The organism is Alteromonas oceanisediminis (genome assembly GCF_018474025.1).
Classification (GTDB): Bacteria; Pseudomonadota; Gammaproteobacteria; order Enterobacterales; family Alteromonadaceae; genus Alteromonas_E; species Alteromonas_E oceanisediminis.
Genome location: NZ_JAHCTA010000004.1, coordinates 87,680 through 112,379, shown reverse-complemented (window position 1 = coordinate 112,379; position 24,700 = coordinate 87,680). Strand labels below are relative to the sequence as shown.

Below are 24,700 nucleotides of genomic sequence, written 5' to 3'. Positions count from 1 at the left end.
TTACTCAATGCCAGACGAAGCACTCAGTTTCGAAGACTTTTTCGGTAGAACCCTGGCGATAGCCCGGTAATCCGCTTGAAAAGACGATTAAATGAGCTGAGGTCTTCATAGCCTACACTTTGAACGATAGCAGCGATTGGCATGGGAGTGCTATCCAATAGGCGCTTGGCTTGCTCGACACGAAGTTCCTGAACATACAGCTGAGGTGTTTTTCCGGTTGCACGCTTAAATCTGCGCATAAGAGTGCGTGTAGACAATGCCGTCAATTGTGCCATGTGCTCAACGCTGGTTGCTTCGGCAAGGTGCTGCTCAAGATAATTCTGCAAGGCAAGAATTTCAGCATCATGATGAAATTTTCGGCGCTGCAACGGCGCATATGCTGCTTGATGTCCCCGAGCAGCGTCAATAACATGAGACTTCGCTGTCTCTGAGGCAACGTGGTGGCCACAGTAACGCTCAATCAAGCGTAGTACCAAATCGTACCAGGCCATCCCACCACCGGCACAGAAAATGCGCTCGTCTTCGGTTATCAATTGGTTTGGTTGTAGGTTTACTTGTGGAAATTGCTGACCAAATCGCTCCGCATAGCCCCAGTGGGTGGTTGCGAGCTTGTGATCGAGCAGCCCGCTATTAGCGAGAATAAAAGCGCCGGTGCAATTACTGGCGATATCGCTGCCTGCGCGGTGCAATCGAATCAATTCCGGCAGTAGCCCGCGGGTTTGCTCCAGCACATAACTGATGTCGCCGCCAATGGTTGGCACCAAGACAATAGAGGCTGATTCGACATGATCAAGACGACAATGGGGCTTCAACGTATTGCCATTGATGCAGTGAACATCCTGCCCATTGAGTGACGCTAAACGCACCTCAAAGTGACGCTGAACGGCTTGATTGTGAATACGTTGCCAGGCGACGCCGGCCAACGAAAACATGTCGATGGCACCGGTGATGGACGATGCCAAGGCTTGGTCAAACCCCACTATAATGACACGGAAGCGTGAGTTTTTTGTGTGATTCAGCGAGTCCATTACTGTTGTTTACTTGCTTCTATTGACGCCAATGATATGTGGCAGTATACGCCATAATAATGTCATTTGTGACAATTATCCTCACCGTGTTTGCGTGTCATTATTACTAGAGCGTGTTGGTCTTTGCGGTACAAATTTTGTTCAGTTCTATAGCTTGCGGCTGAGAAAAGAGGATTGAAGCTTAGTTATTCCAAGTGAATGACGAATGACGAAAGCCCCAAGCTATAGAACTGAACCCTGCGGGCAGCGCTTGGTGACAATTTACACTGCGTTTTCGTTCGCTTATGTAGAATAACTACACAGCGCTCACTCAGCCTGGTTTAAATTGTCACCAAACTGCTACAAAAATGCACCGCAAAGATCAACACGCTCTAACAGCGTTAAAGGAGATACGACAATGGCAAATCAACTGGTTCCGCGTCAGGAGCTTGAGTTTCAGCTTTATCATGCACTCAACACCCACGAACTTATCGACAGAGATTATTTCGCAGACCATTCCACTGATACGTTCAACGCAGTGTTAGACACTGCGGAGAAAATTGCTGAAGAACTGTTTCTGCCTCACAATGCAACGGCTGACAAGCACGAGCCCACCTTTGACGGCAGTAAAGTCACTATGCTGGATGACGTTAAACGGGCTTTTGATGCCTACCGTGAAGCGGGTTTCATTGCCGGCCGCTATAAATTTGAAGATGGGGGTATGCAACTTCCTGAGACCGTGATGACAGCGTGTGCAAGCTATTTTATGGCAGCAAATCCATCGACAACCGCTTATCCCTTTCTGACGGCAGCGGCGGCAAACGTGATCGCTCATTTCGCTACTGATGAGCTCAAAGCGCAGTTTATGCCGCGCATGTTGAGCGGTGAGTTTACCGGTACAATGGCGTTGACCGAACCGCATGCGGGTTCTTCTCTGGCTGATATTCGTACGACAGCGGTGAAGCAAGTTGATGGTAGCTTTCGCATTAAGGGCAGTAAGATTTATATCAGCGGCGGTGAGCACGAACTGTCAGATAATATTGTCCACTTGGTACTTGCAAAAATTCCGGGTGGACCCGGTGGCGTGAAGGGAATATCGTTGTTCGTTGTGCCAAAGTATCGACTACAGGACGATGGCAGTATCGGTCAGAAAAACGACATTTCATTAGCGGGCTTGATCCACAAGCTGGGTTATCGCGGCACGACATCAACGGCACTCACCTTTGGTGAAAATGATGACTGCCATGGTTATCTGGTTGGCGAAGCGCATCATGGGCTTCGATATATGTTTAAAATGATGAATGAAGCACGTATTGGCGTAGGCTTTGGGGCCGCGATGATTGGGTATCGCGGCTATCGTTACTCTTTGGAATATGCCAAAGATAGAACGCAAGGCCGAAAAGCGCCGAATACTGCGCCTTCAGACAGTGCAGTACCTATCATCGAGCACGGTGATGTAAAAAGAATGTTGTTGGCACAAAAGGCCTATTCAGAAGGGGGCATGGCGCTGTGTTTTTACGGTGCCCGTTTGGTCGACGACCTGACCACTTTATCTGAGGGTGAAGAGAAACAAGCGACACAAGAGTTGCTTGACCTGCTAACGCCAGTCTGCAAAGCATGGCCTTCAGAATTTGGGCCAAAAGCAAATGATCTGGCAATACAGGTGTTGGGTGGCGCGGGTTACACGCGAGAATATCCGGTTGAGCAGTGTTGGCGTGACAATCGCCTCAATCCAATACACGAGGGCACCAACGGTATTCAGGCATTGGATTTGATGGCTCGCAAACTTTGGCAAAGTCAGGGATTGGGTTTACGAACATTGCAGCAACGCGTGGAAATCGATTTAGCGAAAGCAACATCGACTCGCACACGTGCATTAGTCGCAAAATTAACCCCGTATCTTGGGCAATTACAATCTATCATTGGCCATATAGGTAAAACATTGCAAGGCGACCAGCAAGCAGCACAATTGGCCAATGCACAGTGTTTTATGAACGTGTTTTCGTCAATTGTGATGAGTTGGGTGTGGATACGTCAGGCCATCGCCGCAGAAGCGATGGAAAGCACACAGAACGGTTCCGATCACAGCGCGTTCATACAAGGTAAATTGGCTGCTGCTGAATATTATATTCATTGGGAGTTGCCGCTAGTACAGCGTGATCTCTCACTTCTCGAAACGATCGATCCAACCTGCGATACCATGCAGCCGGATTGGTTCTAATTACAGGATTTTTACTATGCAAAACAGACAATTTCTTCTTGCTTCTCGCCCCGTAGGGGAACCCACCGCTGATAATTGGACCTTCACCACCAGTGAAACCCGGGCACTGGGCGATAACGAAATATTGGTCAGAATCGACTACATTTCGCTTGACCCTGCCATGCGCGGCTGGATGAATGAAGGCAAATCATATATTGAGCCAGTCGCCATTGGTGACGTGATGCGTGCAGGCACGGTCGGCGAAGTGATAGAGTCCAGTGATGATGGTTTCGCGCCTGGCGACTTCGTTTACGGTCATTTTGGCGTTCAGGATTACGCGGTGGTTAGTACCAAAGGGGTACATAAAGTTGACCCTTCTCTCGCGCCCTTAGAGCGTTACTTGGGTGTGTTGGGTATGCCAGGAATGACAGCCTATTTTGGCATTCTCGATACTGGCATGCCAAAAGAGGGCGAGACTGTGGTGGTTTCGGGCGCTGCTGGCGCGGTCGGGACTGTCGTTGGCCAAATTGCCAAGATCAAAGGCTGCCGTGTGGTAGGCATCGCTGGCGGTAAGGGCAAGTGCCAATACCTTATCGATGAGTTGGGGTTTGACGGCGCTATCGACTATAAAAATGAAGACGTTAAAGTGGGTTTGAAACGCGAATGTCCCAAAGGCGTTGATGTGTACTTTGATAACGTGGGTGGCGATATTCTCGACAGTGTTCTAACACGGATTAATCTGAGAGCGCGCATTGTAATCTGTGGTGCAATCAGCCAATACAATAACACGAAGCCTGTGACTGGGCCGTCAAATTACCTGTCTCTTTTAGTCAACCGGGCCCGTATGGAGGGTATTGTCGTGTTTGATAATGCAGCCAATTATGGCAAAGCGGCTGCGGAAATGGCGGGGTGGATTGCGCAAGGAAAGCTCAAGGCAAAAGAACATGTTGTTGAAGGGTTAGAGAAGTTCCCTGAGGCGCTGATGATGCTGTTTAACGGCGAGAACTTCGGTAAACTGGTGCTTAAAGTCGATCACGAGGCGGCTCAGTAATGGTGGCCAACGTGGAAAACAAACGTGTTGTGATCACCGGCGGTGCCTCCGGTATTGGTGCCGCATCGGCTCGGTTGCTGGCGCAACGCGGGGCAACGGTGTTGGTCAGTGATGTCAATGATGCTGAAGGTGATGCGTTAGTTGCATCGCTGAATGAAGCTGGCGCGAAAGCGTATTTCTGCCATGCAGATGTGAGCCAGCATGCTGACGTTAAAGCTTTGATGACGTATGCAATGGAGCATTTGGGCGGCATTGATGTACTGATTAACAATGCCGGGGTCGATCACGATCCGGCCCCCTTAACTGCCATCCCTCAAGAAGCGTTTGAGCGCAATATTGCCGTGAATTTGACCGGTGTATGGCATTGTATGCGTGAATGTATCCCGTATATGCTGCAGCAAAAAGCGGGTCAAATCATTAATGTTGCCTCGGTCGCCGGGTTACGTTCGTCACCAATGATTGCAGCTTACAGCGCCGCTAAACATGGTGTTATTGGCTTGACTAAGTCTGCTGCGGTCGAGTATGCCCGCGCCAATATTCGTATCAACGCGGTATGTCCAAGCTTCATTGACACACCGATGGTGCAAAATACACTGAAAAAAGTCGACGAACGTGCTCAGAAAGCGATCATCGGTGCAAATCCAATGAAACGTTTAGGCAAAGTCGAGGAAATTGCATTTGCCGTTGCCTGGTTAAGCAGCGACGAATCTAGTTTTATGACAGGGCATAATGTGGTGCTTGATGGCGGCATGTTAGCGTAGTCATCACAACAATTGAAAGGTTATGAACATGGATAATTTATTTGATTTATCAGGCAAAGTTGCCTTAGTCACAGGTGCCAGCCGTGGGATCGGTGAGGCGATCGCAAAGTTGCTTGCCCATCACGGCGCACATGTGATCGTGTCGAGTCGTAAGTTGAACGACTGCCAAACCGTTGCAGACGCGATCACCGCTGATGGAGGCAAAGCGTCTGCGATGGCATGTCATGTGGGGGAGATGGACCAGATTACTGCAACATTTGAGGCAATAAAGTCACAATTTGGGCAATTGGACATCTTGGTTAACAATGCTGCAGCAAACCCATTTTTTGGTCATATACTGGATACCGATTTGGGCGCATTTAACAAAACCGCTGACGTGAATATTCGCGGATACTTTTTTATGTCAGTGGAAGCCGGAAAAATGATGCGAGAGCAGGGCGGTGGTGTGATATTAAATACCGCTTCTGTGAATGGCGTTCGCCCCGGCGATATGCAAGGAATTTACTCAATCACTAAGGCCGCTGTTATCAGCATGACCAAGTCATTTGCAAAAGAGTGCGGGCGTTATAATATTCGTGTCAATGCATTACTCCCAGGCTTAACGGAAACCAAGTTTGCGTCTGCACTGACAACGAATGATAAAATACTCAAAACAGCACTGATGCAAATCCCACTCGGGCGGGTTGCGCAACCGGAGGAAATGGCGGGCACGGTGTTGTATTTGGTTTCAGATGCGTCGTCCTACACGACGGGGACTACGGTGACGGTAGATGGAGGGTTCTTAGCCTAATGGCGATTTGGGTAGATGCAGATGCATGCCCGGTTTTGGCGCGTGAAATCCTTTTTAAAGCGGCTCAGCGGACCAAGATGCCACTGTATTTGGTGGCTAACCAAAGCATGAGAACACCGCCTGATGCGCACATTCAGAGTATTGTGGTGGCGCAGGGGTTTGACGTAGCAGATGATCAGATTGTTGAGCGTTGTCAAACCGGTGATCTCGTCATCACTTCTGACATCCCGCTAGCGGCAGACGTGTTGAAAAAAGGCGCAGCAGCGCTCAATCCTCGTGGCGACGAGTACGATGCATCGACAATCCGCGCTCAGCTGAATATCCGCGACTTTATGGATACGATGCGAGCTAGCGGAGAACGTACCGGAGGACAACGCCCTTATGGTCAAAAAGAAAAGCAGAGTTTTGCAAATGCGCTAGATCGGTGGCTCGCAAGAGCCACCATTCAATCATGAAAATTACAATACTGAGATCAGCGCATCGGCCAATCTGTCTACGTTCTCGTGATTGATTCCGGCGATGTTAACGCGGCTCGAGTCAACAAAGTAAACGCTGTGATCATCGCGCATTTGTTGCACCTGATCAGGTGAAATACACAGGTAAGAAAACATTCCTTTTTGCTGGTTTACGAAACTAAAATCCTTGTTTGCGCCTTTTTTGCTTAACGCACTCACTAACATACCGCGCAGTGACTGCATGCGAGTGCGCATATCATCGACCTCGCTTATCCACTCTTGCTTTAAGGCGTCATCGCTTAAAATAATCTCCACTAGTGCACCACCATAACTCGGCGGCATTGAGTAGATGCCGCGTGCAACGCTTTGGATCTGCGACTGTGCAATCTGGCGGGTCTGGGTTGATTGGGTGATGATTGCGGCTAACCCAACGCGTTCACGGTAGAGACCAAAGTTTTTACTGCACGAGGCAGCGATAATAATTTCTGGCAGGGCTTCGGCGAACAGTCTCACTGCATACGCGTCTTCCTCAAGCCCATCGCCAAACCCCTGATAAGCGATATCAAAGAAGGGTAAGAAACCTTGTTGCTGCGTAACGTCAAGTACTGCACGCCACTGTTCCTTAGTCATGTCGCCGCCGGTTGGGTTATGACAACACCCATGAAACAACACAACATCAGTTTGTGGAATCGTGCTGAGGGTATCGATCATCTCATCGAATTTGACTGATGCCGTGGCTTTATCGTAGTAGGGATAAGTTTTAATTTTTAAACCGGCATTACCGATTAACGGAATGTGGTTTGCCCAGGTTGGGTCGCTAACCCACACCGTGAGATCTTTGTTCACGCGTGTGAGTAGTTCAGCCAAAATGCGCAATGCACCACAACCTCCGGGTGCTTGCACTGCGGCTGCTCTGTCGGCCATCAAAACGGGGCTTTTGTGACCCAGAATCAAACCTAACATATTGTCGATAAACCCTTGTACACCTTGTGGGGTAATGTAGGTTTTTGATGTTTCCTGCTCGAGTAAACGCTTAGATGCCTTCGCGACGGCAGACACAATAGGAGTATTACCTTGTTCATCTTTGTAGACACCAACGCCTAAATCAATTTTTCGTGGGTTGCTGTCCTGTTTAAAAGCAGCGGAAAGACCCAAAATTGGATCGGGGGCGAGTTGCGGTAATACTTCGAACACAGGCGTTCCTTAGGTGATTGTGATGACGAAGCGGCATTATGCCAGTTTCAGTGCAAAGATGAAGCGGTAGCTGTGTTTTAACCCAAGGAAAATTGATAATGCTGACGCTCGGTTTCTTCCCCGACAGACGAAAATGTGCGTTCCTGCCATGTGACGTTGCTTTGTTTATCTAGCATAAGTAGCGTACTGGACCGCGTCCCGTAATTTTCACATTTGATGAAAATCGACGATAGCTGCTTCTCCCAGACATAGGGCACACCAGTCTGGGGTAAATCGATGTCTTCTGCCTGAGTGGGATCGCGCAGCAACGTGAACAGTGCTTCCACCGAAAGGTGTTGATGATTTTCACAATATTGCATAAGGGCATCCTTGCCGCGTTGGATCTTAGGCCAGGGTCGATCAAGGTCTGCATTTGATAACCCATAGTATCCGTCACGTAAGTCTGCCTTTAGCAGGGTGTGATTATTGAACACGGCTAGCTTGAGTGGCTTAAGCGTGCCGTAGAGCAAATTATACCCGTTGTACTCCGAAGCGGTCTTGCGCAACTGCTCTGAATAGTCGGTATCGTTATTGATGCCTTGTGCATAATTCACGATGAGCTCGCCACGCGAGCGCGCATGGGAACGTTGCCGCTCAGGATCACGAATATTCGTCAATGCGCCAACCAATCCGTTACGCGTAACCCCCATCCATGTGCCGCCAGCTTCAACATCCTGGCCGGCTAAAAGCTGTTCAGGAGACGCCCAGAAATGTGAGGCTAATGCCGGTCTAGCGTAGAACTCGTCTCGATTCGCAGCAATAATCAACGGGTACTCAGGGTGTTGATTGATTGCGATAAAAAGTATACACATAGCGCCAATACATCGTTTATTTGCATTTACAGCCTAAGGTTGATTAGACTGCTTTCAGCTGTCCATTGTGCCGTAGAGACCGCCGTGCCTCCAGAAAAATTACACAACGTCAATAAAGTGAGTGAATTAGACCAGATTTCGCGCGGAGGCAATGGATTATCACGTGCTTTCGGAGCGCTACTGTTGCGTGTTTCCGGCTGGCGCATCGAAGGTGAACTGCCAAATACACCGAAGATGGTATTGGCAGTAGGTCCGCACACTTCCAACTGGGACTTTTTCCTCGGTGTAGCGGTATTGTTTGCGCTGGGCATCAAAATACGTTTTTTGGGCAAGCACACGATTTTCGTTCCCGGCATACGCTGGTGGCTTAAGTCTATCGGCGGTATCCCAGTCAATCGCCGCGCTGCACACGGAATGGTTGAACAGGTTACAAATATTTTTCAAACCCAGAAAAAGATGATTTTAGCGGTCGCACCCGAAGGGACCCGTTCATATATTCATCCCTGGAAATCTGGCTTTATCCGAATTGCCCACAGAGCCGACGTGCCAGTGGTATTGATTGGCTTTGACTTTGTGCGCAAAGCTGTGGTCTTAGGACCTCATTTTTCACCCAGCGGCGACATTGAAAAAGATATGCAAACCGTGTATTCGTTTTATGCTAGTGTTCCAGCAAAATACCCCGTAAACACCAGCGCACATAGCGCTGTCGCCAATGGAGACGTCAGTAGTGACCAATAAAGGGTTTACCACGCAACTCATTCATGCCGATCGGCAATTAAATACGATTGAACATGGTGGGGTACATACCTCAACCACACAATCTGTGTTGTTTAACTTCGACCGTGCACAGGATCTCATTGACGTTTTCCAAGGTAAACAAGCAGGGCACGTCTACTCTCGCTCATCGTCTGGTGCAGTGACTGCGTTGCAAAATATGCTCAATCAACTGGAAGGTGGTGTTGGCGCTCTGTGCTTTTCGACGGGAATGGCTGCTATTGCCAGCACATTATTCTCGCTGATCCGCGCGGGTGACCACATTATCGTTAGTCGCTTTTTGTTTGGAAATTCACGCAGTTTTATGAATACGCTCGCCGATTTGGGGGTTCAAATCAGTTTTGTTGACGTCACAGATGTACGTTGCATTGAAGCGCTTTATCAGCCAAATACCAAAATGGTGTTTTGTGAAACGATAGCGAACCCGGTTACGCAGGTGAGCGACTGCGAAGCGATTGGCCGGTTTTGCCAGGAAAAGAATATTGTGTTCATGCTGGATACCACCATGACGCCCTGCTATATATTCGATGCCAAAAAGGTGCACGCCAGTTTGCTGGTCAGCTCTTTAACAAAATACGTGGGAGGTCACGGCAATGTTTTGGGCGGTGCGGTCGTCGATTCAGGGCTCTATGACTGGCAGACATTCAGTAATATACATGCTGAATATCGGGTTGCAGATACTTCTCAATGGGGTTTAACCCAAATCAAGAAGCGCGGACTGCGTGATATCGGTGCGACGTTAAGCCCTGACTCTGCTAGCCGGTTGTCGATTGGTTTAGAGACGTTAGCGCTCAGAATGAGCCGAGCCTGTGATAACGCCCTGCAACTCGCGACCTGGCTCAACTCGCATGAAAAGGTGGATAAGGTTTACTATCCGGGATTGGCCGATCACCCTCAACACTTTATTGCGCGTAGTCTGTTTAGTGAGTTTGGCGCCATTTTAAGCATCGAATTAGCGCCTGATGCCGACCCCTGTGTATTTTTGGATCGACTACAACTCGTGCTGTGTGCAACGCACCTAGGCGATACCCGCACACTTGCGTTACCTGTCGCTTCCACAATTTATTATGAAAATGGCCCGGACGGTCGAGCCGATATGGGCATTGCCGAGAATCTTATTCGAATATCGGTGGGTATCGAAGATATCGATGATCTCATTGCTGATTTCGAGCAGGGGCTTAACGCTCAGTAAAAGTATCTAATTATTCGAAAGATAAGCGCTATATTTTGCGATTTTATTCGATTAAGTGGGGGGGTAAAATCGAGTATCGATTCGCAAAATGGTAATGCCAGTCTTCTGGCTGATAGTTACACCCAGGCTGTGCAGCGAAACGGTAACGTTACCGTCGTCGAACGTGCGCTAACGCAACAAAGTATGCCGCACCTTGACCAGAATGAATTGGCTGCGTGGCAAGTTCCTGAATTACAACGCTCAGAAGAACAAGCTCATCATGCTGCACTGTCTGATGAGATAGTTTCACAAGTTCAGTCTGCTGATGAAATCGTGTTGGCTGTGCCGATGTATAATTTCGGAATACCCAGTACGTTAAAAGCATGGTTTGACCGATGTTCGCTTTGTCTACGCAGAGGGCCTAGCCATGGGTGATGAAAAAGCGCGAACGAGTATGGCAGATGCGCATAAAAAAATATTGGAACTTATTTAACAATGCTGTGGTCTATGATTATGTGAGCAGGGAATGACGAATGTCTTCCGACTCTGTTCACTGTGTGTTCCAAGTTGAGTGTGCTTGATTGCCCCGCTAATTTAGCGGGGCTTTTTTATCTAGCAGTACTGCTTATAACGTCAATGCCTTCTCAATATCGGCTCTGAAGTCTTCGTCGCCCGGCTTAGTGAATGAGCTATAGCTGTCAACAACATTGCCGTTTTTATCGACTAAGTATTTATAAAAATTCCATTTCGGTGCTGTGCCTGACTGTTCAGCAAGCATACGATACAGAGGATCAGCATCGTCACCACGCACACTGACAGCTTCAAACATGGGGAATTGAACACCGTACGTCAGCTCACATAATTCGGCTGTTTTCTCTTCATCTTGATCTTCCTGATTAAAGTCATGTGAGGGAAAACCTAGTACCGCGAAATCGCGATCTTTAAAGTCTGAGTAAAGTGCTTCTAAGCCTTCAAATTGGGGTGTAAAACCGCAGTAACTGGCCGTGTTAACGATCAAGAGTGTTTTGCCTTGAAATTCATCACACAGATTAACCGTTTCCTGTGAGTTCAGTTTTCGTTTGACGAACTTTAGTAAATCAGGGCATTCATTGGCTTGTACATTGGTACTGATAAGTGCTGTGGACAATGTGATTGCTGCAAACACAGTCTTTGAAAAGGTAAAACGCGTCATGATACTTGCCTTGAGTTGTATGTTATCCGTTATCAATAGCTTAATTGATTGTAAACAGATCACCAATGATTATTCTGCGGCGCTGGCAATGTCAGCGTGCATCGGATAAGAATCCGACTGTTGCCGTTACGTGAATTTCGATGAGTGCACCGATATCTCGCGTTCAGTGTGATTGACCTGAGCTATGGGCGCAGTGGTATAGTGAACTGGATCAAATAACACATACTAAAGACTATGACTAAAACTCAACGACTTTCAGCGCTAGCCGCTGTGTTTCTCAGTTTGTCGGCTTGTTCGGCTACCCAATCGAGTGGCACAGCATCTGCCCCTCAATCAAATACCTTCGAGACTTTATCAAGCCAGTCTCCGGCAAATCTGGTTAACGCCAGTGAAATTTCACTTGAATTGATTATGAGCGATCCTGACTGGATCGGGAATTCACCCGAGCGGCCAAGTTGGTCACTGGATGGCGAGAATGTCATCTATTATCAGAAGCAAGCGGGTAGTGAGCTTAGAGATGTTTTCCTGCGAGATCCAAATCAAACAACACAGGGGAATGGGCAGCAGGTTGAGTTGAGCGACATGCATCTGGTCCACAGGCAACATAGCGTGCGTTCAGAGCAACACGGTTTTCAGGCCTGGGTGTTTGATAGCAATCTATTTGTCGCTACGTTAGAGGGTCAAGACGTCCGTCAGTTAACCCAAGACAGCCATCAACCGCATGACCTGCTGATTTTGACTGATGGCCGCTTAGCGTTTCGCATAAACAATCAGTATATGGCGATGGACGTTGATACGGGGCGACAGGTTGAACTGGTGAGCTGGCGGTTCGCCAAGGAACCCAAAGCGGTCGAACCCGCGAGTGATTTCATTGCGCGCGAACAGTTGGATCTCATTGAGTATGTGCAGGTTAAACGGCAACAGCGACAGGAGCAATTTGACTATCAGTTGGCGATGCGCGACGCGAACGTCACTACCAGTCCCCAGCCGTTCTATTTGCCTGAAACCCAGAGAAACGTGTTTGCAGCGCTATCTCCCAAAGGGGACCGGTTAATCGTGGTTACTGCTGAGGACAAAGCCACACGGCAAGACAGCGACATTATGCCCAATTACATCCAGGAAGACGGTCGCATTGCGGCAGATGAAGTACGCCGTCGTGTTGCCGATGCGACCCCCGAAAGTGATACTGTTTGGTTGATTGATATTCCCTCCCGTGATGTCAGTGAGTTAGCTTATACTCATCTTCCCGGTTACAACGATGACGTGTTGGCTGACGTTAAGCGCGAGAATGCGCAAGCGCGCGGTGAAGACTATCAGGTTAACCGCCTTCCGCGTGACATTGGTTTGTTGTCAAGTTGGTACAATCAACCAGGAGTACAGTGGAGCCATTCCGGCGACAACGTCGCCTTACAACTGGAAGCGTGGGACAACAAAGATCGCTGGATTGTGTCGGTCGATTTTGACGCGAAGCGTTTCGTGACACAGCATCGTTTATCAGACAATGCCTGGATCAATTACGCGTACAATCAGTTTGGCTGGTTGAACACGGAAGAGACGCTGTTTTACTTGTCTGAAGAAACAGGGTATTCGCACTTATATGTTAAGCCACTTGATGGCAAAGCGCGCGCGTTAACCAAAGGGCAGTTTGTCGTCGACGACGTTACCTTCAGTGCCAACGACCAATTTGCCTACTTCAAAGGCAACGTTAAGCACCCCGGAATTTACGAAATCTATCGCGTTGATGTGCTAACGGCTAAGCAACAGGCGTTGACTGATCTGAATGGCATGACTGACTATGTGTTGAGCCCAACTGAAGATGCATTGCTGCTAACCCACAGTCAATTGACGATGCCGCCAGAACTTTACATTCAGCCACTAGCCAGTGAAAACATGAGTGCAAAGCGCTTAACGCACACCGTGAGTGACGCGTTTCTTGCGTTACCCTGGGTTGCGCCTAGCATTGTGCCGGTACCCTCGTCACATACCGATGCACCGATTTTTTCACGTGTGTACCAGCCGCCACAAACCACAGACACAACCACAGAGAAACGGCGCGCTGTTGTGTTCAACCACGGTGCCGGGTATTTGCAGAATTCGCACATGGGTTGGTCAGCGTACTTTCGAGAGTTTATGTTCCATAGTTTGCTCGCGCACCAAGGCTATGTTGTGATGGATATGGACTATCGTGCTTCCAAAGGTTATGGACGAGACTGGCGTACCGCTATTTATCGTCAAATGGGTACGCCAGAAGTGCAGGACCTTGTTGATGGCGTCGCGTGGATGGTTGAAAACGCCAACGTTGATCGTCAGCGGATTGGAACCTACGGGGGCTCTTATGGCGGATTTATGACGTTTATGGCACTGTTTACAGAGCCAGACCTCTTTCAAGCGGGTGCGGCACTCAGGCCGGTGAGTGATTGGGCGCACTACAATCACCCGTACACGTCCAATATTCTCAATACACCTGATATCGATCCGATTGCCTACCGTCGCAGTTCGCCGATATACTTTGCTGAAGGCTTGCAGAAACCTTTGTTAATCAACGCACCAATGCTGGATGATAATGTGTTTTTTGTCGATGTTGTCAGGTTGGTTCAGCGTCTGATCGAGCTTGAGAAAGAGAATTTCGAGACCGCCATTTACCCGGTAGAGCCTCACGGTTTCGTGCAGCCAAGTTCCTGGCTAGACGAATATCGCCGTATTCATAAGTTGTTCGAGCAAAACCTTTAGGGTATTTTCGAAGTTGCAAGGGGCTCACGCCAGGTGAGCCCCAGCAACGACCACAACAAACTTAGCAATAAACCGCTTAACACGCCCCAGAGGTGTGCATCAACGGCAACTGATGCCTCGATCAATGCGGCGATTTGGCTGCTGTCACCGCCAAATTGTTCATAACAAATCTTGATTGCCAGACCAATGAGTAGCAGCCAGCCAGTGTGATCGCCTCGGCGAATATCTCCACAGGCGCCCCACACGAATAAACCATGTAAAACCCCCGACAGGCCCACATAGTGAGTTAACTGTGGCGAAAACAACCAGATGGCAAGTGACGTTAGCACCGCACAGAGTGAGAAAAAAATACTGAAGCGGGCAGGACGATAGTATTCGCCGTGTAGACCCCACAGTAACGCAAGGCCGGCGATATTTAACAAAAGGTGTATCGCATTGGTGTGCAGCAGATGTGCGCTCAGTAAGCGCCAAAGTTCGCCCTGATTCACGGTTGCACGATTAAACGCAAACCATTGGCTTGACCAAGGTTCGAAAACGAAGCCGAGGATAGCGATCATGGCAACGCACAAAGGGCCAATCCAATAGCGAATTTGAGTGGGTAATACCAACATATTGATGATTTAAAGTCGTTTTGTGTGAGCAACAACGGTTATCATAACCCAAACTGGGTACGTGGTACCTGAACATTGTGAAAAGAGGAATACTGTATGTCTGATATCAACACTCAGATGGTTGATCACGTATTGCGCGTAGTCATTAACCGTCCCGCTAAGAAGAATTCTTTAACGCGTGAGATGTATGAACAGATGGCACAAGCCATTGAACGGGCGCGTGATGATGGTGCGCGTGTCATTGTTATTGAAGGCGAGGGCGATTGTTTCACCGCAGGTAACAATATCGCTGATTTTGCATCAGTGGATGAGGCAGAGCACGTTAACGAAACGGCTCACTTTATGAATGCTCTAATGCACTGTGACTTGCCGGTGGTGGCCAAAGTGCGCGGCTTGGCTGTTGGCATCGGTACGACCTTGTTACTACATTGCGACTTGGTGTATTGCGATGATTCAGCCAAATTTGTGATGCCGTTTATTGACCTTGGTTTAGTGCCTGAGTATGCCTCAAGTTACATTCTGCCAAGAGTAGTAGGCCATCGAAAAGCCAGCGAGTGGTTAATGTTGGGCAAGCCATTTGGTGCCGATGAAGCAAAGCATTTCGGCATTGTGAATGATGTGTTTAGCGCCGCTGAGCTAGACAGTGTGGTTGACACCATTGTCGACGCACTGCGCGCCAAACCTGCTCTTGCCTTAAAAAATACAAAAAAGCTGATGAAATCAGATGTGCATAACGTAGATGAGCATATGGCGGAAGAACTTGATTTCTTTATTGACGCTATGCGTTCAGAGCCGGCACAGGAAGCTTTTGCGGCGTTTTTACAAAAACGTCCTGTGAATAAAGAGAAGTTTAAATGATACCGAACAGCGATAACATGCCGTCAATAAGAATCTTTCATCAGCACTTTCGTCGTGTTTGTGCGGCCATGTGCATAACGCTATGGGCCACCAGCGTGGATGCGCAAATTGCCCCCAGAGAAGACCGCGAACCGGAAGCCGCGACTGGGTACAGCGAGAAGCAAGCCTTTACAGCCGAGCAGTTTATGGTTGTGGCTGCCAATCCCTATGCAAGCTGGGCGGGACGTAACATCATTGAACAGGGCGGTTCAGCGATTGATGCCGCAGTCGCAGTTCAGGCCATGCTTACCCTGGTCGAGCCTCAATCTTCAGGGATCGGTGGTGGCGCGTTTATTCTGTATTGGGATAATCAGACAAAAACGCTGCACACCTTTGATGGCAGAGAAAAAGCGCCCAGCAAGGCCGATGCGTTATTATTTACTGACAACGGCGACGTCATGAAATGGCGCGATGCCGTCGTAGGTGGCAAATCGGTTGGTGTTCCGGGTGTGCTAGCTGCCATGGAAAAAGCGCACTCGATGTTTGGTGAGTTGGCTTGGAAAACATTGTTTGTAGATACCGTCACTACGGCGCAACACGGTTTCGAAGTATCACCGCGGTTACATAAACTGCTGAGCTTGAATGTTCATCCTGGACTGCAGCAGTTTCCGGAAACCAAAAGCTACTTTTTCCCTAACGGTAAACCCTTGCCCATCGGTTCAAAGAAGAAAAACCCTGCATTGGCCAAGACCCTATCCACTATCGCTGAGTCTGGCACAAAGGCGTTTTATGAAGGGGAATTACCTCAAGCCATCGTGAAAAAGGTTACCAACAGTCCGATCAATCCCGGCGTACTCAGTGAAAGTGACTTTGCTGACTATAACGTGATCCAACGCTCCCCCGTGTGTGGCTATTATCGCACGCATAAAATTTGCGGTATGGCCCCACCGAGTTCAGGTGGTATCAATGTGCTTCAGATCATGAAAGCGCTTGAAGGCTATGATGTCGCCACAATGGCAAACAACTCTGTAGAGTTTGCGCACCTGTACACTCAGGCATCAGCGTTGGCGTATGCTGATCGCAATATGTATGTCGCTGACAACGATTTTACGCAGTTACCCTTTTCGGCTTTGATCAGCGATGCTTATTTATCTGACCGCGCAAAGGAAATCGCGTTGGATAAGCCAATGCGGCGCTTCAGAGCGGGTAAACCCTACACCCACATGCAATTAAACCCTGATTACTCATTAGAGCTGCCGAATACCAGCCATATTGCCATTGTCGACAAAAAGGGTAATGCGATATCCATGACATCAAGCATTGAATTTATGTTTGGCTCAGGGTTGATGGTTGGCGGCTTTTTACTAAACAATCAGCTGACCGACTTTTCACTTGCGCCAACCCGCAACGGCTTTCCGACCCTGAATCGTCTTGAACCGGGCAAGCGTCCGCGCAGTGCAATGAGTCCAACCATGGTATTTGACCGAAATGACCAATTGACCCTAGTGGTGGGCTCACCGGGTGGGAGTCGTATTATCAGCTATGTTGCTCAGACACTGGTGGGCGTTCTGGACTGGCAATTAGATATCCAACAAGCGATCAACTTACCAAAAATCACCAATCGAAATGACTATACGGCGCTTGAAAAAGGGACACCCATTGTTGAGCTAGAAAAAGCCCTAATTGAGAAAGGCCACACGGTGCGTGTGATTGACCTAAATAGTGGATTGCATGGCATTCAGATCCTTAACAACCAATTGGTTGGCGGAGCCGACCCCAGAAGAGAGGGCGTGGCGGTAGGGCAATAGCAAAAAAAAGCCAGCGAGTGAAGCACTTCGCTGGCTTTTGTTCATTATTGCTTGTTTAAGCTAAGCTGCTTTTTTTGAGCGAGAACTGCGTTTCTTCGTCGTGGACGCTGCCACTAGCTCAGCGGGTTCAAAGTCATCCACGCTGATGGCGCGCAGTCGACCTGCTTCAGTACGCTTCATTAACGCGGCCTCTTGCTCGTCGATAATGCCGTCTTTCAGCGCACTATCTGCTAAATCGGCTAGCTGAGTGAAAGGTAGCTTTTGTTTACGCGCTTGGCAAATGCGCTCAAACACAGGCTCAACTGCTAGAACATCGTCGAGTGTTTGCTCAAGATCACCAATCAGGTTGCCCTCTTCACGCGTCAAATACTGGCCATAGCCAATACGATCACGTGCCGCACATGGTGTTTGCAAGATGTGCGCAATTTTATGCTCTGTGACGTCACTAGGGCGGTCGATACGACGGCCGAAGGGTAGGACGATAGCTCGCAGTAATCCAGCCAACACTGGCGAAGGGAAGTTACGTAAGAACTCATCGATTGCTGTCTCCGTTTGGTACAAGCAGTCTTGTAAAGCCCAATGTAACAAGGGTAAATCTTCCTGATTGCGGCCTTGTTCATCGAATCGTTTCAATGCGGCACTGGCAAGATAAACCTGACTTAAAATATCACCCAACCGCGCGGACAAACGTTCACGGCGCTTAAGTTCGCCGCCAAGCAAGCCCATTGAAACATCGGTTAGCAACGCTAAGTTAGCCGAATACCCCTGCATAAGTTGGTAATACCGTGACGTGTCATCCTTAAAGGGCGTGCGGCTTAAACGACCGCCAGTCAACGAGAACCACACGCTGCGTACCGTGTTACCGATAGCAAAGCCAATGTGTCCGAATACCGCTTTGTCAAAGCGCTGTAAACTTTCTTTCCGATCTTGCAATTGAGATGCTTTTATCTCATCCAAAACGTAAGGGTGACAGCGCATTGCACCCTGACCGAAGATCATCATATTACGCGTGAGGATATTAGCCCCTTCCACGGTGATTGAAATTGGCGCGCCCTGATAGCCACGACCAATATAGTTATTCGGACCTAAACAAATTCCCTTGCCAGCATGTACATCCATGGCATCGTTTACCACCGTGCGCATACGCTCGGTCAGGTGATATTTACAAATTGCGGAGATCACGGAGGGCTTTTGCCCTACATCTAAAGCGGCGGTTGTCATGCTGGTCACCGCATCCATCAGGTAAGCGTTGCCACCAATACGCCCTAACATTTCTTCGACGCCTTCCATGTGGCCAATAGGCAGCCTGAACTGACGACGAATACGCGCATAGGCACCTGTCGCAATAGCCATGGATTTGGCCCCGCCAGCGGCTGATGAGGGCAGGGTAATACAGCGTCCAACTGACAAGCATTCCATTAACATGCGCCAGCCTTTGCCCGCCATGGCTTTGCCACCGATAATATAATCCAGCGGTACGAAAATGTCTTCACCGCGCACCGGACCATTCTGAAATGGCACGTTCAGCGGGAAGTGACGGTTTCCAATGTCTAAACCTTGCGTATCACGTGGAATCAGTGCGCAGGTAATACCGAGTTCTTTTTGGTCTCCCAGTAATCCATCTGGGTCACGCATTTTAAACGCTAAACCAATCACTGTCGCAACTGGGGCTAGTGTAATATAGCGCTTATTAAAGGTTAGACGCATACCGAGGATTTCTTCACCTTCCCACTCGCCTTTACAGACGATGCCGACATCAGGTATTGCTCCGGCGTCTGACCCCGCTTCCGGGCTGGTCAAAGCAAAACACGGAATTTCATCTCCCACGGCTAAACGGGGTAGGTAATGGTCTTGCTGTTCCTTCGTGCCGTAATGCTGCAACAGCTCTCCGGGGCCTAACGAATTGGGCACACCAACGGTGCTGGACAATACTGCGCTGACGCCAGCCAGCTTCTGTAATACTCGAGACTGTGCATAGGCTGAAAACTCCAGCCCGCCATACTGCTTTTTAATGATCATGGCGAAGAACTTATTGTCCTTAAGATATTGCCAAATCTCTGCAGACAGGTCGGCGTCTTTGTGGTTTATTTGCCACTCATCCACCATGTTACAGACTGTGTTACACGGGCCTTCCAGAAAAGCTTGTTCTTCCGCGGTAAGGCGAGGCTGCGCAAAGGAATGTAATTTGTTCCAATTAGGCTTTCCTGTAAAAATGTCTCCATCCCACCAGACGCTACCGGCATCAATGGCCTCTTGTTCGGTGTCAGACATTTCAGGCATGACTTTTTTATAGAACTTCAGCAAGCGCTTGCTGAGGTACTGCTGGCGTATACCTCGGTTGACCAGCGGCACCGACAACGCAAGAAAAACCAACCATCCAAACCAGCCAATGTCGCCGGTTAATGTTCCAACAACCATCACAACCCCAACACCAATGACGGTGTTTAGCAAAGATGTTTGCTTATAAGCAGCAATGGCGATCACTAAGATACTCAGTAAAAACCAAATTAAGTCAGACATGAAGCCTCCTGATAACTCGAGCTAATTCTCGATAGTGGTCTATGGTCAGACCAGACATTGCAAAACTAATAGTTCTATACGCAAAGATCAAGCAATGCTAAGCATACGGCTCAAAACAATTTACGGATTTTAAACGGTCTAATAGGGCATGCCCTAAGTATAGCTCAGTTGTGAAGAGGCTGGTCAGTCTGTGGTGCGATAAGCGGAAAGTTTAATATCGCCTTGTTCGTCACCATCTTTAAATTGCTGCAAGCGCACCAAGACGTAATCGAGGGAAGGCGAAAACCATGCGAAGGTTTCGCGCGAACTTGAACCACGATTGATCTTTATTTTAATGCTATCGAGCATTCCGTAAGGTAACTCCAATTGTTCCGTACCCACCACCTGGATGTTGTATTCACGCATTTCACCGCGATAATTAACAAAGTCGTAGGTCATTTCTGTTTTACCACGAGCCAGTTGACGCGGTACATCAATGCGAAACAATTGATTATCAAATTGACCATTCCAGGGGAGAGGAGGTTGATCGTCAATTTTGATCTGTTGCTTGTCGTGGTCAAAATTCACCTCCAGTGCTTTGTCAGGACCGGTACCGCTGCGCTTATAATAATATTGAGAGGGAACAAGCTGACCGTCTTCGAGCAGAAAAATGGAATGCTCAAAGCGTTTATCCGATAAGAAAAACTTCGAGACTTTTGAACTGTACGTCAGCGAATATTGCTTAGTAGTTAACGGCTCTAGCGTTAAACTAGCTTGGCCAACCTCGCCACCGAAGCGGTAGGCTGAATACTCCGCAACAAAGGGGGTTAACGGCTCCGTGGCTGGGGAATCGCCGACTTCTGCTATCGCGTTGGATGCGCCAATGCTGGCATGACCCACGATCAGAAACGCAGCACTGATCACTAAGCTACGCAGCGTATCCATCTTCTGGCAATTCTTTCTCATCTAACACAGCCTTATTGTTCATGACCGTTAATCGACCGTCGCAAAACCATTTAACCACAAGCGGAAAGATCTGTCGCTCCTGAGTTTGTACACGTTCCGCCAGTGACTCTTGCGTATCGTCATCAAATACAGGCACTTTCGCTTGCAGCACAACAGGACCCCCATCAAGCTCAGCCGTGACAAAGTGAATACTGCAGCCATGTTCCTCATCTTTCGCTTCCAAAGCCCGACGGTGAGTGTGCAACCCCCGATACTTGGGCAGTAACGAAGGATGAACGTTCAACATTTTATGCCCAAAACGATGAATAAAAGGTTCACTGAGAATGCGCATGAACCCTGCCAGCACAATACAATCAGGCTGAAACGCGTCAAGACAGTCCATCAAGCGCTCATCATAGCGCTCGCGAACCTCGCCTGCCGAAGCGCTGATCACTGCTGTGTCAATGCCGGCCAACTGGGCGCGTTGCAATCCGTACGCATCAGGCTTATTCGAAATGACAGCAACAATCTTGCCATTGATATGACCTGCGGCACACGCATCGATAATGGCTTGTAAGTTACTGCCATTGCCGGAGATGAGAACAGCAATCCTCATCGAATGACAACACTCTGTTCGGCGTCTTTGTGAGCGACAGCGCCAATACGCCATGCGGTTTCACCATGGGATTGAAGTAATTCAATCGCCGCATCCACGTCCGACTCAGGCAACGCGATTACTAAGCCCACACCACAATTAAACGTGCGATACATTTCATGTTGTGTCACGTTGCCAGCATCCTGAAGCCAGTTAAAGATGGCAGGCCATTGCCAGCTTCCAGCATCAATGACAGCCATACAATCGGACGGCAAGACACGCGGAATGTTCTCCCAAAAACCACCGCCGGTAATGTGCGAAATAGCATGGACCCTGTGCTTTTCCAGTAGTGCCAAAACTGACTTCACATAAATCTTCGTGGGAGCGAGTAAATGTTCGGACAGTGCTTTGCCGTCCAAGTCTTGTTGCAAGTCGGCGTTGCTGACTTCAATAATTTTACGTATCAGCGAGTAGCCGTTTGAATGAGGCCCAGAGGAACCCAGCGCAATTAAAGCGTCGCCCGGTCTGACATGACTGCCGTCAATGACATCGTCCGCCTCAACAACGCCAACACAAAAACCGGCAACGTCGTAATCATCGCCATGATACATGCCTGGCATCTCGGCGGTTTCACCGCCGATGAGCGCACATCCAGATAAATCACAGCCAGCGCCAATACCTGTAACGACGGCTGCGGCAGTGTCTACATTGAGTTTTCCAGTCGCGTAGTAGTCCAGAAAAAACAACGGCTCCGCGCCCTGTACAATTAAATCGTTAACACACATCGCAACGAGATCAATTCCAATGGTATCGTGTTGCTTTAAGTCCATAGCAAGTCTTAGCTTTGTACCCACTCCGTCGGTGCCGGATACTAGCAGTGGGTTTTTATATTTTGTGGGTAAAGAACACAACGCGCCGAAACCACCCAAGCCGCCTTTTACTTCAGGGCGAGCCGTGCGCTTGGTTACTGACTTGATCCGTTCAACTAAACGATTCCCTGCATCAATATCGACACCGGCGTCTTTGTAACTAAGGGAACTTTTAGGGCTATTCACTGGCATACCTTCATGGCTATAGATTGAAATCGTGGCAAATTCTACCAGTATCGCCTTTGATTACCAACGCGACAAATAAAATATTAACGGATGAAATCAAAATCAAAATCATCGACAATAGCGAGTAGGTTCTTTGGTTCAACACGGTATTGGGTTGTCGATGTCTAATTATGCTCCCCCCTCTCGTCGCGTAGCGTCGCTCATATTGATGTGGGTAGCGTTACTCTCGGCTTTTTCGAGCTACGCTAACGACTCGCGATTACATCAAACACATATCGTGCGTGTTGCTGTGCCCGATCAAACTGAACGTCAGCGCGCCATCGCCCTGCGCGCAGCCTTTGAGCAGGTACTGATTAAAATGGCTGGGCAAACCGACGCTTTTGAAGGCAGTGAGTGGCGCCGCATTTTTCGCTCTGGTGATGACTATTTAACGGCCTATCAGTTCGATGCGGAGCAGGGGCAACTGTACTACGTTGCTACCTTTGACATTGTGAAAGTGCAAGAACTTCTGCGACGAGAGGGCGTTGCTGTCTGGGATGCGCGGCGGCCTGATTCTATTTTATGGCTTTCGGTTTACGCGCCTAATGATCCTGAAAGTTTTGTATTGTCTGAAGGGCTCAAGCCCTCACTGACTGAGACGATTGATACTGTTGCTGAACAACGTGGTATTGCGCTGGCACTGCCACTGATGGACATTGAAGATTCATTGACTGTGTCGCCATACGATATCGCAGGCCGGTTTATGGGGCCGATTGTGCAAGCCTCTACACGATACAATCTCACGCATATTATTGCTGCACGGGTTAAGCGCAGTAAGGATTATGATGTTGAAGAATTGCAAGCGCGTCTTGAGTCGCTTAAGCAGGCAGATGCCCAAGGTGAACTCGATGGGGCAGACACGATAACCTCGTCAGAGATAGCCGATGACTTGATTAAACCGAACGAAACGATGGTCGCTGATGCCGCATCGCCGTTGTTTTCGTTTGACGAGTTTTCGAACATGTTAGCGCGCTTGCAGCCGTTTCAGCTCGACTACACCTTCGTCATCGATGGTCAACGTCTTTCTGGTGCCCTGGGAGGGGAAACGCTGGAGCAGGTCGTTGCAGAACTGGTACATCGGTATGCCGACTCCCTAAGCCGCAAGTACGCCATCCATCATGATCGCTCACAAGCCGCAATTGAACCAACAACCTTGGTGGTATCCAATTTGACCAGCATGCGTTCGTTCACCGAAGTCAGTCAGTTTTTAAACACGTTGTCATTGGTCGAGTCTGCAACCCTGCATTCAATTCAGGGTCAGCAAGGCTCATTTGAAATTCGTTTGTTTGCGGATCGTTCCAGATTGATCGAAGCGCTTCTGTTGGATGGAAGATTACTCCCTAAACTCGATGCTTTCGGTAATGTGATTGACGATGCCGAGTTCGTATGGCGACCGTAGGCATTGAACAACTCACGCTGCCTATCAGCGTGCCAGTAAGCCAACAGTTTGAAAGCTTTGTTGAAGGTGAAAACTCACAACTTGTAACGCGAGCCAAGATGCTATTGCGCCAATGTATTGCGCGTTCTGATTGCTCAGATGGCCCAGATGTAAATCAGCTCTTTATCCATGGTGGCGAGGGTACCGGGAAAAGCCATTTGCTGTTTTCTCTGTGTCATTTAGCCAACGCAGAGTCCTTGCCGAGTTTTTATCTGAACATGAAAGACGTGGTAACCCTATCGACGCACGTGCTCGAAGGGTTGGCATACACACCGCTTTTATGTGTTGACGATGTGCACGGGATCAGTCATGACAAAGGTTGGCAGATAGCGTTGTTTGATCTGATCAATCAGCGGGCAGAGCAGCGGGCAGGATTGACCGTCTTTGCATCAAGGTTCCCACCCACACACAAAGGCGGCAATGGAACGTTACCGGACCTACAATCTCGCCTTTCTTGGGGAGAAACTTATGTGCTCAACCCGTTGAATGAATCTGCGCAAATTCGATTATTGGAACAGCTAGCCAGATTGAGAGGCTTGCGCCTCACTCATCAGGCGTCGCTGTATATCATCCACCATTGTGAGCGCAGTAATAAAGCGCTAGTTAAACTTATTGAGCGCTTAGATAAGCGCTCGTTGCAAGAACAAAAGCCGCTCTCAATCAATCTCATCAAACGCGAGTTGGGTATTTAGTCCAT

General features: G+C 48.8%; 22 protein-coding genes. 13 read left to right on the top strand and 9 right to left on the bottom strand.

Annotated elements, in window-relative coordinates:
- Positions 1–23: 23 nt before the first annotated feature.
- A complete protein-coding gene (locus KIU71_RS08230; RefSeq protein ID WP_214130746.1) occupies positions 24–1,028 on the bottom strand; it encodes a GlxA family transcriptional regulator in 1,005 nt (334 codons plus the stop codon).
- A 397-nt stretch (positions 1,029–1,425) separates the two neighbouring features.
- Here KIU71_RS08230 and KIU71_RS08225 point away from each other — a divergent pair, with 397 nt between their 5' ends.
- From KIU71_RS08225 to KIU71_RS08205, 5 genes are read left to right on the top strand one after another with little or no spacing between them, the layout of a single operon-like run.
- Positions 1,426–3,228, top strand: a complete 1,803-nt coding sequence (locus KIU71_RS08225) for an acyl-CoA dehydrogenase (protein ID WP_214130744.1) — start codon at positions 1,426–1,428, stop codon at positions 3,226–3,228.
- Between the two features lie 16 nt (positions 3,229–3,244).
- Positions 3,245–4,258, top strand: coding sequence for an NADP-dependent oxidoreductase (locus KIU71_RS08220; protein ID WP_214130743.1), 1,014 nt, complete (start codon positions 3,245–3,247; stop codon positions 4,256–4,258).
- Complete coding sequence (locus tag KIU71_RS08215; RefSeq protein ID WP_214130742.1) at positions 4,258–5,019, top strand: SDR family NAD(P)-dependent oxidoreductase; 762 nt, start codon at positions 4,258–4,260, stop codon at positions 5,017–5,019. Before KIU71_RS08220 ends, KIU71_RS08215 begins: the two co-directional genes overlap by 1 nt.
- Before the next feature lie 28 nt (positions 5,020–5,047).
- The gene (locus KIU71_RS08210) at positions 5,048–5,809 is read left to right on the top strand and encodes an SDR family oxidoreductase (protein ID WP_214130741.1); all 762 of its coding nucleotides are present in this window, start codon (positions 5,048–5,050) and stop codon (positions 5,807–5,809) included.
- Positions 5,809–6,264: a YaiI/YqxD family protein gene (locus tag KIU71_RS08205; protein ID WP_214130739.1), complete on the top strand. Its 456-nt coding sequence runs from the start codon at positions 5,809–5,811 to the stop codon at positions 6,262–6,264. Before KIU71_RS08210 ends, KIU71_RS08205 begins: the two co-directional genes overlap by 1 nt.
- Before the next feature lie 3 nt (positions 6,265–6,267).
- Here the strand turns inward: KIU71_RS08205 and KIU71_RS08200 are convergent, their stop codons facing one another.
- Positions 6,268–7,458: an amino acid aminotransferase gene (locus tag KIU71_RS08200; RefSeq protein ID WP_214130737.1), complete on the bottom strand. Its 1,191-nt coding sequence runs from the start codon at positions 7,456–7,458 to the stop codon at positions 6,268–6,270.
- Positions 7,459–7,535: 77 nt separating this feature from the next.
- Positions 7,536–8,309, bottom strand: a complete 774-nt coding sequence (locus KIU71_RS08195; RefSeq protein ID WP_214130735.1) for an NRDE family protein — start codon at positions 8,307–8,309, stop codon at positions 7,536–7,538.
- Positions 8,310–8,393: 84 nt separating this feature from the next.
- Between KIU71_RS08195 and KIU71_RS08190 the strand changes: the two genes are divergently transcribed.
- Genes KIU71_RS08190 through KIU71_RS08180 form a run of 3 tightly spaced genes read left to right on the top strand, consistent with a single transcriptional unit; the run spans position 8,394 to position 10,689 of the window.
- Complete coding sequence (locus tag KIU71_RS08190) at positions 8,394–9,047, top strand: lysophospholipid acyltransferase family protein (protein ID WP_315853267.1); 654 nt, start codon at positions 8,394–8,396, stop codon at positions 9,045–9,047.
- Complete coding sequence (locus tag KIU71_RS08185) at positions 9,037–10,275, top strand: cystathionine gamma-synthase family protein (RefSeq protein WP_214131024.1); 1,239 nt, start codon at positions 9,037–9,039, stop codon at positions 10,273–10,275. Before KIU71_RS08190 ends, KIU71_RS08185 begins: the two co-directional genes overlap by 11 nt.
- A 9-nt stretch (positions 10,276–10,284) precedes the next feature.
- Positions 10,285–10,689 (top strand): NAD(P)H-dependent oxidoreductase, encoded by a 405-nt coding sequence (locus tag KIU71_RS08180; RefSeq protein WP_315853273.1) that lies wholly within the window; start codon positions 10,285–10,287, stop codon positions 10,687–10,689.
- Positions 10,690–10,879: 190 nt separating this feature from the next.
- On the opposite strand, the gene KIU71_RS08175 is transcribed toward KIU71_RS08180, so the two are convergent.
- On the bottom strand, positions 10,880–11,446 hold the full coding sequence (locus tag KIU71_RS08175) for a glutathione peroxidase (RefSeq protein WP_214130734.1): 567 nt from the start codon (positions 11,444–11,446) through the stop codon (positions 10,880–10,882).
- Positions 11,447–11,680: 234 nt separating this feature from the next.
- Here KIU71_RS08175 and KIU71_RS08170 point away from each other — a divergent pair, with 234 nt between their 5' ends.
- A complete protein-coding gene (locus KIU71_RS08170; RefSeq protein ID WP_214130732.1) occupies positions 11,681–14,176 on the top strand; it encodes a S9 family peptidase in 2,496 nt (831 codons plus the stop codon).
- Here the strand turns inward: KIU71_RS08170 and rrtA are convergent.
- Positions 14,173–14,787 carry a rhombosortase gene (gene rrtA, locus KIU71_RS08165; protein WP_214130731.1) on the bottom strand — a complete coding sequence of 205 codons (615 nt, stop codon included), beginning with the start codon at positions 14,785–14,787 and terminating at the stop codon, positions 14,173–14,175. The genes KIU71_RS08170 and rrtA overlap by 4 nt on opposite strands.
- Before the next feature lie 96 nt (positions 14,788–14,883).
- Here rrtA and KIU71_RS08160 point away from each other — a divergent pair, with 96 nt between their 5' ends.
- Together KIU71_RS08160 and ggt are read left to right on the top strand one after the other, a co-directional pair.
- Positions 14,884–15,645, top strand: a complete 762-nt coding sequence (locus KIU71_RS08160) for an enoyl-CoA hydratase (protein WP_214130729.1) — start codon at positions 14,884–14,886, stop codon at positions 15,643–15,645.
- A gap of 68 nt (positions 15,646–15,713) precedes the next feature.
- Entirely contained in the window at positions 15,714–17,432 is a 1,719-nt protein-coding gene (ggt, locus tag KIU71_RS08155) for a gamma-glutamyltransferase (protein WP_214131023.1), read from the top strand.
- 60 nt (positions 17,433–17,492) lie between these two features.
- Here ggt and fadE read toward each other — a convergent pair whose 3' ends face one another.
- From fadE to purM, 4 genes are all read right to left on the bottom strand, one after another.
- The gene (gene fadE / locus KIU71_RS08150; RefSeq protein WP_214130728.1) at positions 17,493–19,952 is read right to left on the bottom strand and encodes an acyl-CoA dehydrogenase FadE; all 2,460 of its coding nucleotides are present in this window, start codon (positions 19,950–19,952) and stop codon (positions 17,493–17,495) included.
- A 183-nt stretch (positions 19,953–20,135) separates the two neighbouring features.
- Positions 20,136–20,897 carry a DUF3108 domain-containing protein gene (locus KIU71_RS08145; RefSeq protein WP_250207384.1) on the bottom strand — a complete coding sequence of 254 codons (762 nt, stop codon included), beginning with the start codon at positions 20,895–20,897 and terminating at the stop codon, positions 20,136–20,138.
- Positions 20,860–21,492 (bottom strand): phosphoribosylglycinamide formyltransferase, encoded by a 633-nt coding sequence (gene purN, locus KIU71_RS08140; RefSeq protein ID WP_250207383.1) that lies wholly within the window; start codon positions 21,490–21,492, stop codon positions 20,860–20,862. Before purN ends, KIU71_RS08145 begins: the two co-directional genes overlap by 38 nt.
- Entirely contained in the window at positions 21,489–22,532 is a 1,044-nt protein-coding gene (gene purM / locus KIU71_RS08135; protein WP_214130726.1) for a phosphoribosylformylglycinamidine cyclo-ligase, read from the bottom strand. Before purM ends, purN begins: the two co-directional genes overlap by 4 nt.
- A 154-nt stretch (positions 22,533–22,686) precedes the next feature.
- Between purM and KIU71_RS08130 the strand changes: the two genes are divergently transcribed.
- Complete coding sequence (locus tag KIU71_RS08130) at positions 22,687–23,964, top strand: DUF2066 domain-containing protein (RefSeq protein WP_214130725.1); 1,278 nt, start codon at positions 22,687–22,689, stop codon at positions 23,962–23,964.
- Complete coding sequence (locus tag KIU71_RS08125) at positions 23,952–24,695, top strand: HdaA/DnaA family protein (protein WP_214130724.1); 744 nt, start codon at positions 23,952–23,954, stop codon at positions 24,693–24,695. Before KIU71_RS08130 ends, KIU71_RS08125 begins: the two co-directional genes overlap by 13 nt.
- The last annotated feature ends 5 nt before the right edge of the window (positions 24,696–24,700 follow it).